15 protein-coding genes and 1 pseudogene are annotated in these 15,018 nt (G+C 47.4%); 1 reads left to right on the top strand and 15 read right to left on the bottom strand.

Annotated elements, in window-relative coordinates:
* Window positions 1-331 precede the first annotated feature (331 nt).
* From C7R92_RS12405 to C7R92_RS12395, 3 genes are all read right to left on the bottom strand, one after another.
* Entirely contained in the window at window positions 332-703 is a 372-nt protein-coding gene (locus tag C7R92_RS12405) for a response regulator (protein WP_106834450.1), read from the bottom strand.
* 265 nt (window positions 704-968) lie between these two features.
* Window positions 969-1,577: a hypothetical protein gene (locus tag C7R92_RS12400; protein WP_106834449.1), complete on the bottom strand. Its 609-nt coding sequence runs from the start codon at window positions 1,575-1,577 to the stop codon at window positions 969-971.
* Between the two features lie 39 nt (window positions 1,578-1,616).
* Window positions 1,617-2,165, bottom strand: coding sequence for a hypothetical protein (locus C7R92_RS12395; protein WP_106834448.1), 549 nt, complete (start codon window positions 2,163-2,165; stop codon window positions 1,617-1,619).
* Between the two features lie 145 nt (window positions 2,166-2,310).
* Here C7R92_RS12395 and C7R92_RS12390 point away from each other — a divergent pair, with 145 nt between their 5' ends.
* Window positions 2,311-2,715 carry a hypothetical protein gene (locus C7R92_RS12390; protein ID WP_069847431.1) on the top strand — a complete coding sequence of 135 codons (405 nt, stop codon included), beginning with the start codon at window positions 2,311-2,313 and terminating at the stop codon, window positions 2,713-2,715.
* A gap of 97 nt (window positions 2,716-2,812) precedes the next feature.
* On the opposite strand, the gene ggt is transcribed toward C7R92_RS12390, so the two are convergent.
* The 12 genes and pseudogenes from ggt to C7R92_RS12330 form a co-directional block, all read right to left on the bottom strand.
* Window positions 2,813-4,423 carry a gamma-glutamyltransferase gene (gene ggt, locus C7R92_RS12385; protein ID WP_106834447.1) on the bottom strand — a complete coding sequence of 537 codons (1,611 nt, stop codon included), beginning with the start codon at window positions 4,421-4,423 and terminating at the stop codon, window positions 2,813-2,815.
* A 28-nt stretch (window positions 4,424-4,451) separates the two neighbouring features.
* Entirely contained in the window at window positions 4,452-4,982 is a 531-nt protein-coding gene (locus C7R92_RS12380; RefSeq protein WP_069847444.1) for a chromate transporter, read from the bottom strand.
* Window positions 4,979-5,560 carry a chromate transporter gene (locus C7R92_RS12375; protein ID WP_106834446.1) on the bottom strand — a complete coding sequence of 194 codons (582 nt, stop codon included), beginning with the start codon at window positions 5,558-5,560 and terminating at the stop codon, window positions 4,979-4,981. Before C7R92_RS12375 ends, C7R92_RS12380 begins: the two co-directional genes overlap by 4 nt.
* Before the next feature lie 24 nt (window positions 5,561-5,584).
* Window positions 5,585-6,571, bottom strand: coding sequence for an ABC transporter ATP-binding protein (locus C7R92_RS12370; RefSeq protein ID WP_026043174.1), 987 nt, complete (start codon window positions 6,569-6,571; stop codon window positions 5,585-5,587).
* A complete protein-coding gene (locus tag C7R92_RS12365) occupies window positions 6,568-7,542 on the bottom strand; it encodes an ABC transporter ATP-binding protein (RefSeq protein WP_026043173.1) in 975 nt (324 codons plus the stop codon). The genes C7R92_RS12370 and C7R92_RS12365 overlap by 4 nt, the downstream gene beginning before the upstream one ends.
* A 35-nt stretch (window positions 7,543-7,577) precedes the next feature.
* A complete protein-coding gene (locus C7R92_RS12360) occupies window positions 7,578-8,408 on the bottom strand; it encodes an ABC transporter permease (RefSeq protein ID WP_069847449.1) in 831 nt (276 codons plus the stop codon).
* Window positions 8,408-9,364, bottom strand: a pseudogene (locus C7R92_RS12355) (ABC transporter permease). Before C7R92_RS12355 ends, C7R92_RS12360 begins: the two are co-directional and overlap by 1 nt.
* A gap of 41 nt (window positions 9,365-9,405) precedes the next feature.
* Window positions 9,406-10,968, bottom strand: a complete 1,563-nt coding sequence (locus C7R92_RS12350) for an ABC transporter substrate-binding protein (protein WP_106834498.1) — start codon at window positions 10,966-10,968, stop codon at window positions 9,406-9,408.
* A 114-nt stretch (window positions 10,969-11,082) separates the two neighbouring features.
* Window positions 11,083-11,559, bottom strand: coding sequence for an Lrp/AsnC family transcriptional regulator (locus C7R92_RS12345; RefSeq protein ID WP_069847451.1), 477 nt, complete (start codon window positions 11,557-11,559; stop codon window positions 11,083-11,085).
* 241 nt (window positions 11,560-11,800) lie between these two features.
* The gene (locus C7R92_RS12340; protein ID WP_106834445.1) at window positions 11,801-12,271 is read right to left on the bottom strand and encodes a nucleoside deaminase; all 471 of its coding nucleotides are present in this window, start codon (window positions 12,269-12,271) and stop codon (window positions 11,801-11,803) included.
* A 70-nt stretch (window positions 12,272-12,341) separates the two neighbouring features.
* Window positions 12,342-14,228, bottom strand: a complete 1,887-nt coding sequence (locus tag C7R92_RS12335) for an ABC transporter permease (protein ID WP_106834444.1) — start codon at window positions 14,226-14,228, stop codon at window positions 12,342-12,344.
* The gene (locus tag C7R92_RS12330; RefSeq protein ID WP_106834443.1) at window positions 14,203-14,973 is read right to left on the bottom strand and encodes an ABC transporter ATP-binding protein; all 771 of its coding nucleotides are present in this window, start codon (window positions 14,971-14,973) and stop codon (window positions 14,203-14,205) included. Before C7R92_RS12330 ends, C7R92_RS12335 begins: the two co-directional genes overlap by 26 nt.
* Window positions 14,974-15,018 lie beyond the last annotated feature (45 nt).

Genomic DNA, 15,018 nt, shown 5'->3' with positions numbered 1-15,018 from the left:
AAAGTTACTGTCTTACAAATTTCATTTTCCGTAGGCACAAAGACCCCCGACATGTAGCTTTTCCTATTCTACTAGGATCATCTCAACAAATTCTGAACAAAAGTCAAAAAGACCATCAGATGTCTCCGCTCCCCTGCCATATAAAAAGAAGAACAGGGACAGATACCTATACGGCAGCTTTTCCCTGTTCTTCTTCATGTTTTTACACTATTTTTTTCGCCGAACCTTCTCTTTCTCTTTTTTCAACAAACGAATCTCGCTACGAGTCATCCCAGTTTCCATGTACCCTAGCGAAAGCTCCGCCTTCACGCAACACCACAGCTATTCTGTTTCACCTAGTATCTGATTCCAACAAATTTTGAACAGCCCATTCAATCCTCTCGAACTGTAAGGGCTTTGCGATAAAATCACGTGCACCTGCCTGGATCGCTTTGATGACAGTGTCGCGTCGTGCAACTGCGGAGCAAATAATGATCTTCGCATCCTTATCCAGCTCCATGATTTTTCGGGAAGCAGCCAAACCGTTCATGCCCGGCATGGTAATATCCATCATGACGAGTGACGGTCGATACAAACAATAGTTTCTAACAGCTTCCTCCCCTGAATCAGCTTCTGCAACTACCTCAACACCTAATTTCTCAAACATGTGACGGAGCACGAGTCTCGTAAACGCTGTATCATCAACAATTAAAATGCTATTCATCCAAAATGATTTCTCCTATCTTTTATACCGCGACTTTCAAACCAACATAAAGGGTTTCCTATACGCAAAAATGACATAATCTGACCATTTTCTACATTCTACTAGGAACATCTAAACAGTTTCTGAACAGCACAGAATAGTCACAAGAAGAAACAGGCATGAAGAACTACATACCTTTCGTCCATTCCATTACTGGGAAATAAAAAAAGCCGAAGCATCTGCTTCGGCTCTACTCTCTTTTCTATTCGGTTCTCTTTTCCCGAAATTATTCAATGAACTCACTATATTTTTCTAGAACATCTTCTTTTAACGTAATCCCTGAATTTTTGCTCAGTGATTTTTCACTTTTTGCTGATTTTGAATCTAAATTAAATTTTCCTAAATCATTGTTAATTACACTGTACTGTCCATGTCCATTATCGTTCAAGAAAATAATGTACTTCTCACCTTGTTCCATTTCTTTATATTCATCAATCGTGATTTTTTTCGTTCCATCTAACTCGATCATACCAACAGGTTCTATTATGGAAAGTGTTTCAGATTCTTCTAAATCAAAGTCATTCGGAGATTTAATAATTTTATCTATCTCAATCTCTGTTAACGTATAAAAGTCTTGCAAACTACCATCTTCATAATAACTGGTCTTATGTTCTCGATCTGAAAAGTCAGAGGTTGGAGTCCCTATCAGAATTAAATCTGCTTCATCCAACTCCTCGGCACTTTCATATGTCATATAAAGTGCTTCTAAAGAGATTGTTTCCATTGGCTCATTCTTTTTGGAAAAGGTGCTGAAAGCTGCGCACACAAAAACGATGGCAGTCAACATGATTCCAATTGCTATTTTCATATACAATCGATTCATTTTCAGATTCATCCAAAAACCTCTCCTTTGACTTTATATTATTTCTCTTTTCTATTGTCCCCATTTATTCTTTAATTCTGTCTTATCATAGGAGCTCGGTCCTCTACTTTGTATCCCTTGTTTCATAACAGAAGTTACGTTGCCAACAGGATGTGCCAATTTCAGACTGTGTCCAATTTCGTGTGTAGCATTCGAAATTCTTTCAGCTTCGTTCATATTAAACGCGTCCATATTGTTGTGAAATATATGAACTTTGGTGGAGCTCCAATTACCATTAATATTTGCCATCCGAGTACCATTATACGGGTCCATCCTTCCTAACAACCCTTGAACACTCGTTTCTCCTACATAGTATTTATCTGAATTCTCATGCGTCCGTGAAACAAAGCTAACCTTTGATGAAATGCCTTCCCAATTACGAATGGCTTGGTTATAAACATTCTCGTAGTCATAGGAGTAGTTGTATACGGAGGAATCAAACTCATATACCGTAGTCCCTCCCCATGTTTTTCCTCCCTGCCAGTAATCAGCAAGTGCAGACTGAATAGGAACAATCAATAAGAGCGTTGCAATACCTAAGCTAGTAAATTTTCTCTTCATGACTCACACCTCTTTTTCCTTTTTTTGGAATTTATACCAATTGTATGAATATTTCTGCAAGTTGTAAATACTATATTTTCGGAGAAGATAATTTACACCCCAAATCAAATCGTTCGCCGAATTGGATAGAATCGGAGGTAAAATCATGGTACAAAAGAAAATTCTACTACTCCTTGCACTGCTCTTCCTCTCAGGGTGCAATGAAAAACCGGTCGAAAACATCACCTTGCAAGCCGTTGTTCAAGCATTTGATTCGAACACACTGCCTTTGACGAAATCCGAAAACGCAGATTACTTTGTCCTGAACGGTCAATCCCCTGAAAAATATGCAGTGAACGGAAATCCCCTGTACATTTATGTGTTTGCATCAGAAGAAGATGCCAAAAAGGGATTGGAGGATTTCTTTAACCAAACGGAAAAATTGAACATGGTTATACCGCAAATATTTGCGGCAAAAAACGTTTTGATATTTTATCTTAGCCCCGAGACGAGAACAGATCCCTTTTCAGAAAGGGACGAAAAAATCTTGTCTATCGTCAATTCCATCTAAGGTTAAAGAATAGCGGTTCGTGGGTCTTCTCGTTCCAACGCAAAAAGCCGAAGCATCGCTTCGGCTCTTTTGGATCCTCTTCCCTTCTCCTCTTTCATTACCAAGCTGCAATACAACTATCCGTACGCATATCAGTACCACCACTCAGCACACCATTTTCATCACGCCAAATGATTTGACCGCGCCCGAAGTAATTGCCGAGCTGCGCCCACTTGATGGTATGGCCCCTGCGCTCCAAGGCTTGTGCCAAATGGTCCGGGAAATGACGCTCCAACTCCACCGTTTTTCCTTCCATCCACTGCCAGCGTGGTGCATCGAGCGAAGCTTGCGGATTGAGGTGGAAGTCGATCGTGTTCATGACCACCTGTACGTGTCCTTGTGGCTGCATGAAGCCACCCATTACGCCGAATGGCCCCACTGCTTTTCCATCCTTCGTCAAGAAGCCCGGGATAATGGTGTGGAACGTTCTTTTGCCTGGCTCCAAGCAATTGTCATGAGCAGGGTCCAGCGAGAAGTTATGACCGCGATTTTGCATGGCAATCCCCGTCCCCGGCACAACGACCCCAGAACCAAAGCCCATGTAATTGCTTTGGATAAAGGACACCATGTTGCCCTCACCGTCAGCAGTCGCCAGATAGACCGTGCCGCTCGTCTTCGGCTGACCAGGCTCCGGCGTCAAGGCTTCATGACCAATCAGTGCACGGCGAGTGGCAGCGTATTCCTCTGACAACAATGCTTCCTTGGAAACTTTCATTTTGCTCTCTTCTGTGATGTATTTCAATCCATCGACAAATGCCAGCTTCATCGCTTCGATTTGCTTGTGATACGTTTCCGTCGTGTCTTTTGCGTCAAAATCAAAGCCCTTCAGAATGTTCAACGCCATCAGACCGATCATTCCTTGCCCGTTCGGCGGGATCTCCCACACATCATAGCCGCGGTAGTTGACACTGATCGGCTTCACCCATTCCGGCTCATAGGCAGCTAGGTCTTCTTTGCGCAAGTAGCCGTCACACTCCCGGGAAAACGCGTCAATCTGGTCTGCCAGCTCTCCGCGATAGAAGCTCTCTGCATTTGTTTCCGCGATTTGACGCAGCGTCTCAGCATGACCCGGCGACTTCCAGATGTCGCCCGCTTTTGGCACCTTGCCATCTGGCGTAAAGGTGGAGAACCAATGTGCGAACTCTTCCCCTTTGCATTGCTGGGAAAACTTTTTGTGTGCGGCATTCCAATAATGCGCCAATGTTGGCGATACCGGATAGCCATTCTCCGCATAATCAATCGCTGGCTGCAAAACCTCTGTCAGCGGAAGACGTCCAAAACGCTTGGACAAGGCGGCCCACGCAGCAGGTGCGCCTGGTACCGTGACAGGTGTCCAGCCGTAGGTCGGCATTTCTTCCAGACCTTTTGCTTTTAATGCCTCAATGGAGATTCCTTGTGGAGCAGGCCCGCTTGCATTCAGTCCATGCAGCTCGTCTTTGATCCACACGAGGGCAAATGCGTCTCCCCCGATGCCGTTCGAGGTCGGTTCTACTACAGTTAGGCACGCAGCTGTTGCAATCGCCGCATCCACCGCATTTCCGCCCTTTTTCAATATATCGAGACCTGCTTGTGCCGCCAGTGGCTGCGAGGTCGCCACCATGCCGTTCTTGGCAAAAGTCGTCACACGCTTCGATGGGTATGGGTATTCCATTGCGTCATAGTTAACCATGATTTATGCCTCCTTAAGTAGTTCTTTGTTAGCCGATGAAAACAAACCCGTAAGCCATCGCTCCCAGAATGACAAAAGCGGGATGGACCTTCCATGTTTCGAGCAGAAGGTAGGATACCACTGTCAAAATCCCTGTTTGCATCCAGCCGATCCCCTCGACTGCGCCCATCAGGAATTGATACGTCATCGTTCCAAGCAAAACAGTAACGACTGGCCGTACCGATTGGGTCATCGCTTTTACCTGTGGAGCACTGCGAAATAAATTAATAAAACCCATCAATAAGACCATCGCGATCGCTGTCGGAGCAACCGTTGCCAATAACGCGACTACTGCACCCGGTACACCCGCTACCTGATAGCCAATGTACCCAGCGAGCTTGGTCGCGATTGGGCTGGGCAGCGCATTTCCTACCGCCAGTACTTCTCCGAATTCCTGTACAGTCATCCACTGGTAATGGTCAACCACTTCATTTTGGATCAATGGGATGCTCGGTGGTCCTCCCCCGTACCCCAAAATGTTGGAGATGAAAAAGGCCCAAAATAATTGCAGGTAAATCATGCTACTCCCTCCTTGCCATCCTTGTCCTTGCGCTTGCGGACAGACCAAGTAGAGTAGGCAAATGAAACGGCCAGCGCAATTCCTACTACGATGCCCGGATGCCAATCAAGGAAGAGCAACGCTACGAGTGAGAGGGCAAGGGAAAGGCTCACACCTGCTTTGCTGGACGCTCCCTTCCAGCTCTTTGAAAGGAATTCCCACGTAAGGACGCCTGTCATGACTGCGATTACGGGACCGATTGCCTGGATCATGCCGTATACACCCGGCGCATCCTTCCATTGATAAATGACTTGCAGCAAACCGATCATCACAAGCACGATTGGCATCACTACTGCGATGTTTGCCACCAATGCACCCTTCCAGCCTTTTACCCGATAGCCAATAAATGCGGCCAGCTTGGTCGCAATCGGTCCTGGAAGAGCGTTGCCGAGCGCCAGATTGTCGGAAAAGTCCTCATCTGTCACCCATTTGTACTTTTTCACGCATTCGGTGTAAAAGAGAGGAACCATCGTAGGTCCTCCCCCAAACCCGAAGATTCCGATGCGGAAAAAGGCGAGAAATAATTGCCAGTAAATCATAGCTGTACCTCCATCCTTGCCAAGCTAGCGGATAAGTTCGCCCGATTGCACCAAATGACAGGATACCAGTTGGCCCTTGCCGATGTCTGACAAACTGGGCACCTGCGTCTTGCAAGTCTCTGTCGCATATGGACAACGCGGATGAAAAGTGCAGCCGCTCGGTGGATTTGCTGGACTCGGCAAATCGCCTGTCAACAAGATCCGTTCGCGCTTTTGCCGTGGTTTCGCTACTGGAACAGCCGAGAGCAGCGCCCGTGTATACGGATGACTCGGGTTCTCAAATAACGTCCGCTTGTCAGCAATTTCTACGATCCGTCCCAAATACATCACCGCGATCCGGTCGCACAAGTGCTTCACGACCGACAAATCATGCGAAATGAACATCAGGGTCAGATTGAATTCTTTTTTCAAATCCTTCAACAAATTGAGTACCTGTGATTGAATCGACACGTCCAATGCAGATACGGGCTCATCGGCAATGATCAGCTTTGGTTTTACGACCAGTGCGCGGGCGATTCCGATCCGCTGTCTCTGCCCACCGGAAAAATCGTGTGGGTGGCGGTTCAGATGTTCTTTTCGCAAGCCAACGACCTGAATAATCTCTTCGATGACTTTTTCCCGCTCTGCCTTTGTCCCGATGTTGTGCACCATCAGCGACTCCATCAAAATCTGCTTGATCGTCATCCGTGGATTCAGCGAAGCGTATGGGTCCTGAAAAATCATTTGCAGGTTCCGCCGCATGACGCGCATTTCTTCTTTTGGAAGTTTCGCTAAATCTTTGCCGTCAAACCAGACTTCTCCTGCTGTCGGCTCCAAGAGGCGTAGAATCGTTCGGCCCGTCGTAGACTTGCCGCAGCCCGATTCCCCTACAATCCCAAGCGTTTCACCGGGATACACGGTCAGATCAATACCATCGACTGCTTTTACATGTCCCGTTGTCCGCTTCAAAAATCCACCCTTGATGGGAAAATGCTGTTGCAGCCCTTTTACTTCTAAGAGAGGTGTCGTCATGCCTGTTCTCCCTCCTTCGCGTACAGCCAGCAGCGACATTTTTGATTGTCCAGTTGCAAGAGTTCAGGGGGCTTTTCGTGACAAATCGCTATCGCTTGCGAACAGCGCGGGGCAAAACGGCAGCCCACTGGCATTTGATACGGCAGGGGAACTGCTCCTGGAATGGTTTCCAGATATTCGCGCTCTTCGTCCAGCTCCGGAATCGAGTTCATCAGACCGATCGTATACGGATGCTTCGGACTGTCAAACAACGTATCGACATCAGTCTCTTCAACGACTTGCCCGGCATACATGACGATCACTCGGTCACACATCTCGGCTACTACACCCAAATCATGCGTAATCAGCATGATGGAAGTTCCCGTTTTTTCTTTTAAATCGCGCATCAAATCGAGAATTTGCGCCTGAATCGTCACATCCAGTGCCGTTGTCGGCTCGTCTGCAATAATCAGCTTCGGATCGCAGGACATGGCCATCGCGATCATTACACGCTGGCGCATCCCTCCTGATAGCTGATGCGGAAACTCTCCGTAAATCTCTTCTGCACGAGGCATTCCGACTGCTTTTAGCATCGCAATCGCCCGTTCCTTTGCCTCTGCCTTCGTTACCTTGCGATGCAGCATGACTGCTTCCTCAATTTGTTTGCCTACGGTATGCAGCGGATTGAGGGATGTCATTGGCTCTTGAAAAATCATCGCGATTTCATTACCGCGTACACCTTGCATTTCTTTTTCCGACAGCGCAAGCACGTTCTTCCCATTGAAGCGAATCGATCCTTCCGTGCTTCCGTTGGGCGGCAGCAAGCGCATGATCGACAGGCTGGTTACACTCTTCCCACAGCCGGATTCGCCCACGACGCCAAGCGTTTCACCAGCACGGATAAAGAAGTCGACGCCGTCTACGACACTGACGACACCGCTGTCCGTGCGAAAACGGGTTCTTAGCTGTTCCACTTCCAAGATGGTCGTCATCTGCTCCACTCCTTTTCTCCCGTGTAGGGCATTCATTATTTACGTGCGCGTGGGTCCAGAACTTGCTGTAGACCATCCCCCAACAAGTTGAAGCCCAGCACGACTAAGAAGATGGCAATCCCCGGATAAAATGTCGCATAGGGCGCGACGGACATAAGTGTTTGTGCTTGGTTTAGCATGCTTCCCCAGGAGGGAGTCGGCGGCTGTACACCCAATCCGAGATAGGACAAGGATGCTTCTGCGATAATCCCGGATGCCATTGCCAACGTCGCTTGAATCACAATGGGGTTCATGGCGTTCGGCAAAATGTGGCGGAAAATAATGCGCGCATCCTTTACCCCAACCGAACGTGCTGCTTGAATATACTCCATATTTCGAAGCGAAAGAACTTGACCACGTGTAATCCGTATAAAAGCAGGGGCAAAACCAATCCCAATCGCTAGCATGGCATTCCCGAAGCCTGAACCGAGCACCGCCGAAATCGCCAGAGCCAAAATGAGAAACGGAAAGGCTTGCATCGCATCGACGCTCCGCATGACGATCCACTCATCCCAAAAGCCGCGGTAGTAACCGGACAACAGTCCAATCGGCACCCCGATCAGCATTGCAATACCGACGGAGATCAGCGCTGCCTGAATGGAAATGCGCGCCCCGTAAACAACACGGGAGAAAATATCCCGACCGAGATCATCCGTCCCAAACAAATGCTCACCATCTGGTGATATCAAAATTTTGTTATAGTCTTGTGCATTGGGGTCGAAGGGTGCGATCAGCGGCGCGAAAATCGCCACGAAGATCAATCCGAGGATAATCACCGCTCCGATGACGCCCAAGCCATTCCGGAGAAATTTGCCCACGGTTTTCATCACTCACCTGCTCCTTTCCCAGCCTTGATGCGCGGATCAATGACAGCGTACAAAATGTCGACAATCAGGTTCACCAAGACAACGAGAACCGCAGAAACAAGAATAGCTCCTTAAACCGTTACATAATCACGTTTGAAGACAGATTCCACAATCAGACGGCCAAAGCCAGGAATCGAAAAAATCGACTCGGTAATCACCAGACCACCCAACAAGCCTGCGATCATCAAACCCGAGGTCGTTACCACTGGAACCATCGCATTTCTCAGCGCATGCCCCAGAATCGTGCGAGCCTCATTCAATCCCTTCGCTTTCGCTGTCCGAATAAAGTCCATGCTCACGACATCGAGCAAAGAAGAACGTAGCATTCGCATCAATACGGCAGATTCCCGCAAGCCCGTTGCCAAACAGGGCAGGATCATGGCCATCAGGTTTTGTGTAGGATTCTCGGAAAAAGGTACATAACCAGATGAAGGCAGCCATTGATTTTCCACGGCAAAGAAAATAATCATCATCATCGCCAGCCAGAAGCTGGGGATACTCATACCGCCTAGCGCAGTAAAGGTACTTGTATAGTCAATCCAGGTCCCGCGTCGCACTGCCGCGAGAATTCCCGCAGGAAACGCAATCAGAATCGCTACCAAGAACGTTCCGATCGTCAATTCCACGGTAGCTGGTAGTCTTTGCATAATTAAGTCTGCGACCGGCACACGGTCCGTAATCGATATTCCCAAATCACCCGTTACCACTTTTCCTAGCCAGGAAAAATATTGCACCACGATCGGCTGATCCAACCCCAGCTCGGTTCGCAATGCCGCATAGGCTTCCGGTGTCGCTTCCTCTCCTAAAATGACCCGGGCAGGATCGCCCGGGATCATATGAATCAAAGAGAATGTCATAATCGACACCAGCAGGAGAATCGGGATTGTCAGCAATAGACGCCTGACTATGAACATCATGACAATTCCTCCTTGCTCTTGCTGTTATAGTGTTGCGCTACCTATTGCTTGTCCAAATTGGCTGTACGGATCAAACCATCTGGAACATAAGTAAAGCCAGTTACTTTCTTGTTCATGCCGAGCAGTACATATTGGTGGTACATATAGGCATAGCCCGCTTCGTCTTGCAGCAATGTGGCAGCTTCGTCATACAGCGCCTTGCGTTTTGCTTCGTCCAGCTCACCACGTGCTTTGATAACCAGTTCATCCAGCTTTGGAATGGAAATACGGCCATCGTTGTTAGATGTATCTGTTACGACGAAGTCATGGAAGTTTTGGTCAGGGTCCTGACGTCCAGACCAGCCCAGTTGCATCGCTTCAAATTCACCTTTATCGCCCGTTTCGATCAATTGTCCATATTCCAATTTTTCCAATGTCACATTGATGTTGTGTTGTTTCAGCATGTTTTGCAGTACCGCACCCAGTTGCTCATTCTCTGGAGAAGTAGAGATGTACAGCTTAAAGTTAAATCCGTTTGGTTGACCGCCCTTCGCGAGCAAATCCTTGATTTCCGCTGCATCTGGCGGCTTCGGTGTGTTCAGTGCTTCATTGTAAGCCAGACTGCCTTTTGTAAATGCTGTACGAGCCGGTGCCGCATAGCCGTTAAACAGCACTTTTACTAGAGCATCACGGTCAATGGCACGATCCACAGCCTGACGGAGGTACTTGTTGTCAAACGGCGGGCGGGAGTTGTTCAAGTAAAGCCCTTGGTAACCCATGCCGGATTCCGCCACCAATTGCAGGTTCGCATCGCCTTTGATTGCAGGAATTTCTTTTACAGGTGTATCATCGATGATATCCAGCATGCCGGAGCGCAGGTTTTGCACCTTCGCTGTTCCGTTCGTAAATACTTTGTAGTTCACTTCATCGATCTTCACTTGACCATTCCAGTAGTTTTCATTTTTCTTCAGTGTCACGTGGTCGCCTTTTACTTGTTCAACAAATACGTATGGGCCTGTACCAACCGGATGATTGAGGTATTGATCGCCATGTTCCTTCACTGCTTTTGGCGATACCATAATGCCCGAACGGTCTGTTAAGACGGACAGGAATGGAGCGAAAGGCTCTTTCATCTGGATTTTTATGGTATTCTTGTCCACTACGGCAACGGAATCTACGAATTTCAATTCGCCTTTCCGACGGGACTTCTCATCGTTCATGTTACGCTCGAAGTTGAATTTCACTGCCTCAGCGTCAAACTCGGTGCCATCGTGGAATTTCACACCCTGCTTCAGCTTCAATGTATAGGTCTTGCCGTCTGGCGTTACTTCATACGATTCCGCCAGCATTGGCACTATTTTTCCTTCTGAGTCGATATCAAACAGCTTGTCATAGAGGCTCGCGTATACTTGACGGTCGTACAGCGATGTCGAGGTGTTTGGGTCCATTGACGGCGGATCTGCCTTTAACCCAATATTCAGTACTTTTTTCCCGGAGACTGGCGATGTTGTTGCGGCTTTGCCGTTATCTGTACTCGCACTATTTCCTCCTCCACAGCCTGTTACCAATAAAACTGTCCCCAGAACAGCACCGAGCATTGCTTTGCTCACTTTGGTCGAAAACATAGGATGACCCCTTTTCTCTCGTTTTTTCTCCGGTTTCTTCCCAGAATCGTTCGGCATTCATAATCCCAGCGGATTTTCGCCCGATGGCATTCCCCCTTCCAAGGTCACCCATGCCTAACGGATAAAGTTATACTTGGACTTCAGTATTTTCAATTCGTTAATCACATTCGTTTTAGAGATGCCAGGAATCTTGTGCAGTTTTTTGAGTAAAAATTGCGATAATTCTTCGTTACTTGTTACGAGCACCTGTGTGAAAAGCTGATATTCACCAGAAGTGAGTACGATGAGCCTAATCTCAACGGTGTCCGTTAATGCAGCAACCACATCGTCCAGCTTTTCCGCATCCACAGCCACTTGAATCATCGCCTGTACATGAAACCCTGCCTTGACTGGATTGACAATACCGACCAGACTCAGGGCACCTTCGTCCTGCAATTGCTGGACGCGCATGCGGATCGTCTTTTCCGTGACCCCAAGATCCTTTGCAATCTGAGTAAACGGCAAGCGCGCATTTCCTTGCAAGGCTCGAATGATCCCGTAGTCGATGTCATCTAAATCAGGATAAAGTGATCTACGAAAAGTCTCTTCCATATAAACACACCTTTATTCGTCTTTTTTCAACAATATTCAACCTTGTTACGTCTCAATTTAAGAAAATATGGTCGAATTTCATAATGATTGTTGTTACTATAATACGATTATCGACATAGTGCAATACTTTATCTGAAAATTTCATTTTGAAAGCATTTTCATTTTATTTTCTTCTTTCTACCTATTCTTACTATAAATAAAACGAAAAAAAAGAGCCTACTCCGCTAGGAGAGGCTCTCTATTAATATTCGATACGGTCCGGAGATTGAGACCATGCTTGAAATGGACTCTGTCTATTCGCAAGATTGATTCTCTGAAAAGGAATGCTGCGATCCTCATGAGGGAGAACGATCTGCTCATAAATAAACTGATCATCAAAACCGACATGCGCCGCATCTTCTTTCGTGCAAGCGTAATAGACATTGCGCGGTCTGGCCCAATAGATGGCTCCCAGACACATCGGACATGGCTCACAGCTCGTATACAAGTCACAATCGTTTAACTGAAAGGTTTGGAGATGACGACATGCTTCTCGAATCGCTTGGATTTCGGCGTGTGCCGTAGGATCATTGCTCGTTGTCACTTCATTGCGTCCTCGTCCGATTACGTGTCCGTCCTTCACGACAATAGCTCCAAACGGTCCGCCTATTTTCTCACGTACATTTTCAAACGCAATCTGTACGGCTTGACCCATCCATACCTCCCGTTCCATCCGCTAGCCCCCTCGCATCCTTCTCCTTTTATCCTATGTCCCTGCTTATCTGGACATGCTGGAAAAGTCACTAGCGGTTCATCGATTGCTTTAAATGGAACAAGTAACGGTTTCGAATGATCCAGAAATACACACCTTGAACAATGACAAAGCTGCACAATACAATCGCAGTCGGTTTAACCACAGACGCGACAAGAATGAGCTTCAACAAGCTTTGCAGGGAGACGAACGCCACCATACTGTGAATAATGGCCACCACAATCGGCACGAAGAACAACAGGGCAACCTGGGTCGTCACGATACGCGTCAGCTCCGCATCCGTGAGTCCGATCTTGGAAAGCGAACCATAGTGCCGTTTGTCGTATTCCAGATCCGTGTACAGACGGAAATAGAGAAAGCTTGCTGCGGCTACAAAGAACAACACGCCCACAAACAACCCGATAAAGAGTCCCATGTTCGCCATTTGTTTCATGGAGTGGTAGTATGGCGCACGAGCTGAAAACGAGTAATTATCTTCGACATGACTAATATCTTCCTGAAGCTTGAGACTAAGATCCTGCGTTTCCTTCCATCTTGGCACCTCGTACACAAAGCGCTCTTCTTCCTTCATTTTCGGAAGCTGGTCAAACACCTGATTCGGTACGACAACCAAGCGCTCAAATTCAATCCCTCTGATCAATGGAGTCATATTCGTATCTGTTTTGACTGCGAGCTGTGCCTTCCCCACTTGCAGCGTTTTGCTCGCTACCGAATCACCAATCCAATTGAGCAGTACGAAGGCCTCTTTATTCGTCATTTCGAGTACAGTCGAATTGGACGCTACCGCCAGCCGGTTATAGTCAGACAGCTTGACTACTCCAACCCTTTCCTCCTGAACCAGTTCTGGCAAAACTCTCATAGCCACTTGATATTTTTCGAAGGAAAAGCCACTTTGCTGCAAGCTCGTTTCGATTAACGACAGATGCTTCGCTCTCTCCGCATCGCTTTGTTTGGACTGGTATTCAAACGCAAATGGATGTGTTTTCATCACCGTAATCTGAATCGATCCAGCCAACGCTGCCAGCGTGCCAATCGCACAAAAAGCAACGGTAGAGACGATGCTGACCAAAAAGAACATCCGTGCATTATCCTTCATCCGATAGGCCAGATCAGAGAGCGTCAGGAGATTCGTACCTTTCCAATAGAAAACGCGACGCTTCTTCAGAAAATCGATGAAGATGACACTCAGCTGAGTAAACAACAGGTACGTTCCTACAGTCGTCAGCGCAATGACCGGAAGCATCAGCACGAGCACATTCACGCCGTCAGCCGTGAGGGCTAAGGCATAGCTCATTCCCAACAAAGCTACTGCGACCAGAGACAGCACTAACGATGCCCTCGGCTCACGCTTAGGCCGACCGCTCCCTTGCAACAGATCCAACAGACTGCGGCTTCGCAGCACGAGGACGGTAAACAGCGAAATGGCTGCATACAAGATGAGAAACGCCACCACTGTCAAGCCGATCGCTTTCCACGGGAAGTAAAACCCGAGTGCTTTTACATCCAGCAAAAATCCGGCGAATTGGAAAAACAGCTTGGCGAGAACCAAACCGAGCCCAATCCCGATAGCAATCGAGACAATGCCAATCAGCATGTTTTCCATAAAAATCAGTGTATTCCGCTGCAACGGTGTCATGCCCTGGATAAAAAGGATGCCGAACTCCTTCTCCCTCTTTTTCAGGAAAGCACCGACACAATAAAAGAGAAAAAAGAAGGAGAACAGAAAAATGACGTACTCAGCCGCCATCATTCCAGTGGCTACGGACTCATGAATCTCCTGTCCGATAATTTCCGGATGAAAAATGAACATCGCATAGACGAAGAAGATTAAGACAGAAAAAACGCTACTCATAAAAAACGCAGCGTACATCCGTTTATTTCGTACAACGTTATTACACGCGAATTGTCGAAAGGTCATAAGTGTTCCCTCCCAAAAACGACAACGAGTCAATAATTTTCTGGAAGAATACCTGTCGACTCTCACCGCGATACATCTCGTTATGGAGCTGTCCGTCTTTAATAAAAATCACCCGATGGCAATAGCTGGCCGCCAAAGCATCATGCGTCACCATCATCATGGTGGTATTGTCTCTCTTATTGATCGCTTCCAGTGTCTCCATCACATTGCGTGAAGACTTGGAATCAAGATTTCCTGTCGGCTCGTCAGCGAGCAAAAGCGATGGGGAATGAATGATCGCTCTGGCAATGGCCGTCCGTTGGCGTTGCCCCCCAGACACCTCGAAGGTCCGCTTTTCCAAAATGTCCTGAATCCCTAGCTTCTCTGCAACACTTTGCAGCTTTTCTTCCATGACCGATACTTTCTCATTATCCAGCGTCAGCGGCAACACGATATTTTCCCCAATCGTCAACGTGTCCAAGAGATTGAAATCTTGAAACACAAAACCGAGCTCACGGCGACGAAACAGAGCGAGTTTATCTTTTTTTAAATGATGCGGATTCGTACCGTCCAAAAGAACCGCACCAGAGGTTGGTGTATCAATAGTGGAGATCATGTTTAATAGCGTAGTCTTGCCACTGCCTGAGGGGCCCATAATACCGACGAATTCGCCCTTGCGAATCGAAAAATCGATATCGGTCAGCGCGCGGTAGGTCACCTTGCCCCCGTATATTTTACTCAAGCTATTTACAGCAAGCATTTCCATGCGCCATTCCCCTTTCTTGCACTTCCAAATTCAACTATACGGAAG

The sequence above is a fragment of the Brevibacillus porteri genome, assembly GCF_003013475.1.
GTDB classification, from domain to species: Bacteria; Bacillota; Bacilli; order Brevibacillales; family Brevibacillaceae; genus Brevibacillus; species Brevibacillus porteri.
The sequence above is the reverse complement of the archived record's forward strand: the minus strand, read 5'-3'. Positions and strand labels throughout refer to the sequence as shown.

What these genes read in the sequence shown, in the direction of transcription:
- C7R92_RS12405 (WP_106834450.1), bottom strand. Translation starts at nt 703, where the DNA reads ATGAATAGCATTTTAATTGTTGATGATACAGCGTTTACGAGACTCGTG.
- C7R92_RS12400 (WP_106834449.1), bottom strand. Translation starts at nt 1,577, where the DNA reads ATGAATCTGAAAATGAATCGATTGTATATGAAAATAGCAATTGGAATC.
- C7R92_RS12395 (WP_106834448.1), bottom strand. Translation starts at nt 2,165, where the DNA reads ATGAAGAGAAAATTTACTAGCTTAGGTATTGCAACGCTCTTATTGATT.
- C7R92_RS12390 (WP_069847431.1), top strand. Translation starts at nt 2,311, where the DNA reads ATGGTACAAAAGAAAATTCTACTACTCCTTGCACTGCTCTTCCTCTCA.
- ggt (WP_106834447.1), bottom strand. Translation starts at nt 4,423, where the DNA reads ATGGTTAACTATGACGCAATGGAATACCCATACCCATCGAAGCGTGTG.
- C7R92_RS12380 (WP_069847444.1), bottom strand. Translation starts at nt 4,982, where the DNA reads ATGATTTACCTGCAATTATTTTGGGCCTTTTTCATCTCCAACATTTTG.
- C7R92_RS12375 (WP_106834446.1), bottom strand. Translation starts at nt 5,560, where the DNA reads ATGATTTACTGGCAATTATTTCTCGCCTTTTTCCGCATCGGAATCTTC.
- C7R92_RS12370 (WP_026043174.1), bottom strand. Translation starts at nt 6,571, where the DNA reads ATGACGACACCTCTCTTAGAAGTAAAAGGGCTGCAACAGCATTTTCCC.
- C7R92_RS12365 (WP_026043173.1), bottom strand. Translation starts at nt 7,542, where the DNA reads ATGACGACCATCTTGGAAGTGGAACAGCTAAGAACCCGTTTTCGCACG.
- C7R92_RS12360 (WP_069847449.1), bottom strand. Translation starts at nt 8,408, where the DNA reads ATGAAAACCGTGGGCAAATTTCTCCGGAATGGCTTGGGCGTCATCGGA.
- C7R92_RS12350 (WP_106834498.1), bottom strand. Translation starts at nt 10,968, where the DNA reads ATGTTTTCGACCAAAGTGAGCAAAGCAATGCTCGGTGCTGTTCTGGGG.
- C7R92_RS12345 (WP_069847451.1), bottom strand. Translation starts at nt 11,559, where the DNA reads ATGGAAGAGACTTTTCGTAGATCACTTTATCCTGATTTAGATGACATC.
- C7R92_RS12340 (WP_106834445.1), bottom strand. Translation starts at nt 12,271, where the DNA reads ATGGAACGGGAGGTATGGATGGGTCAAGCCGTACAGATTGCGTTTGAA.
- C7R92_RS12335 (WP_106834444.1), bottom strand. Translation starts at nt 14,228, where the DNA reads ATGACCTTTCGACAATTCGCGTGTAATAACGTTGTACGAAATAAACGG.
- C7R92_RS12330 (WP_106834443.1), bottom strand. Translation starts at nt 14,973, where the DNA reads ATGGAAATGCTTGCTGTAAATAGCTTGAGTAAAATATACGGGGGCAAG.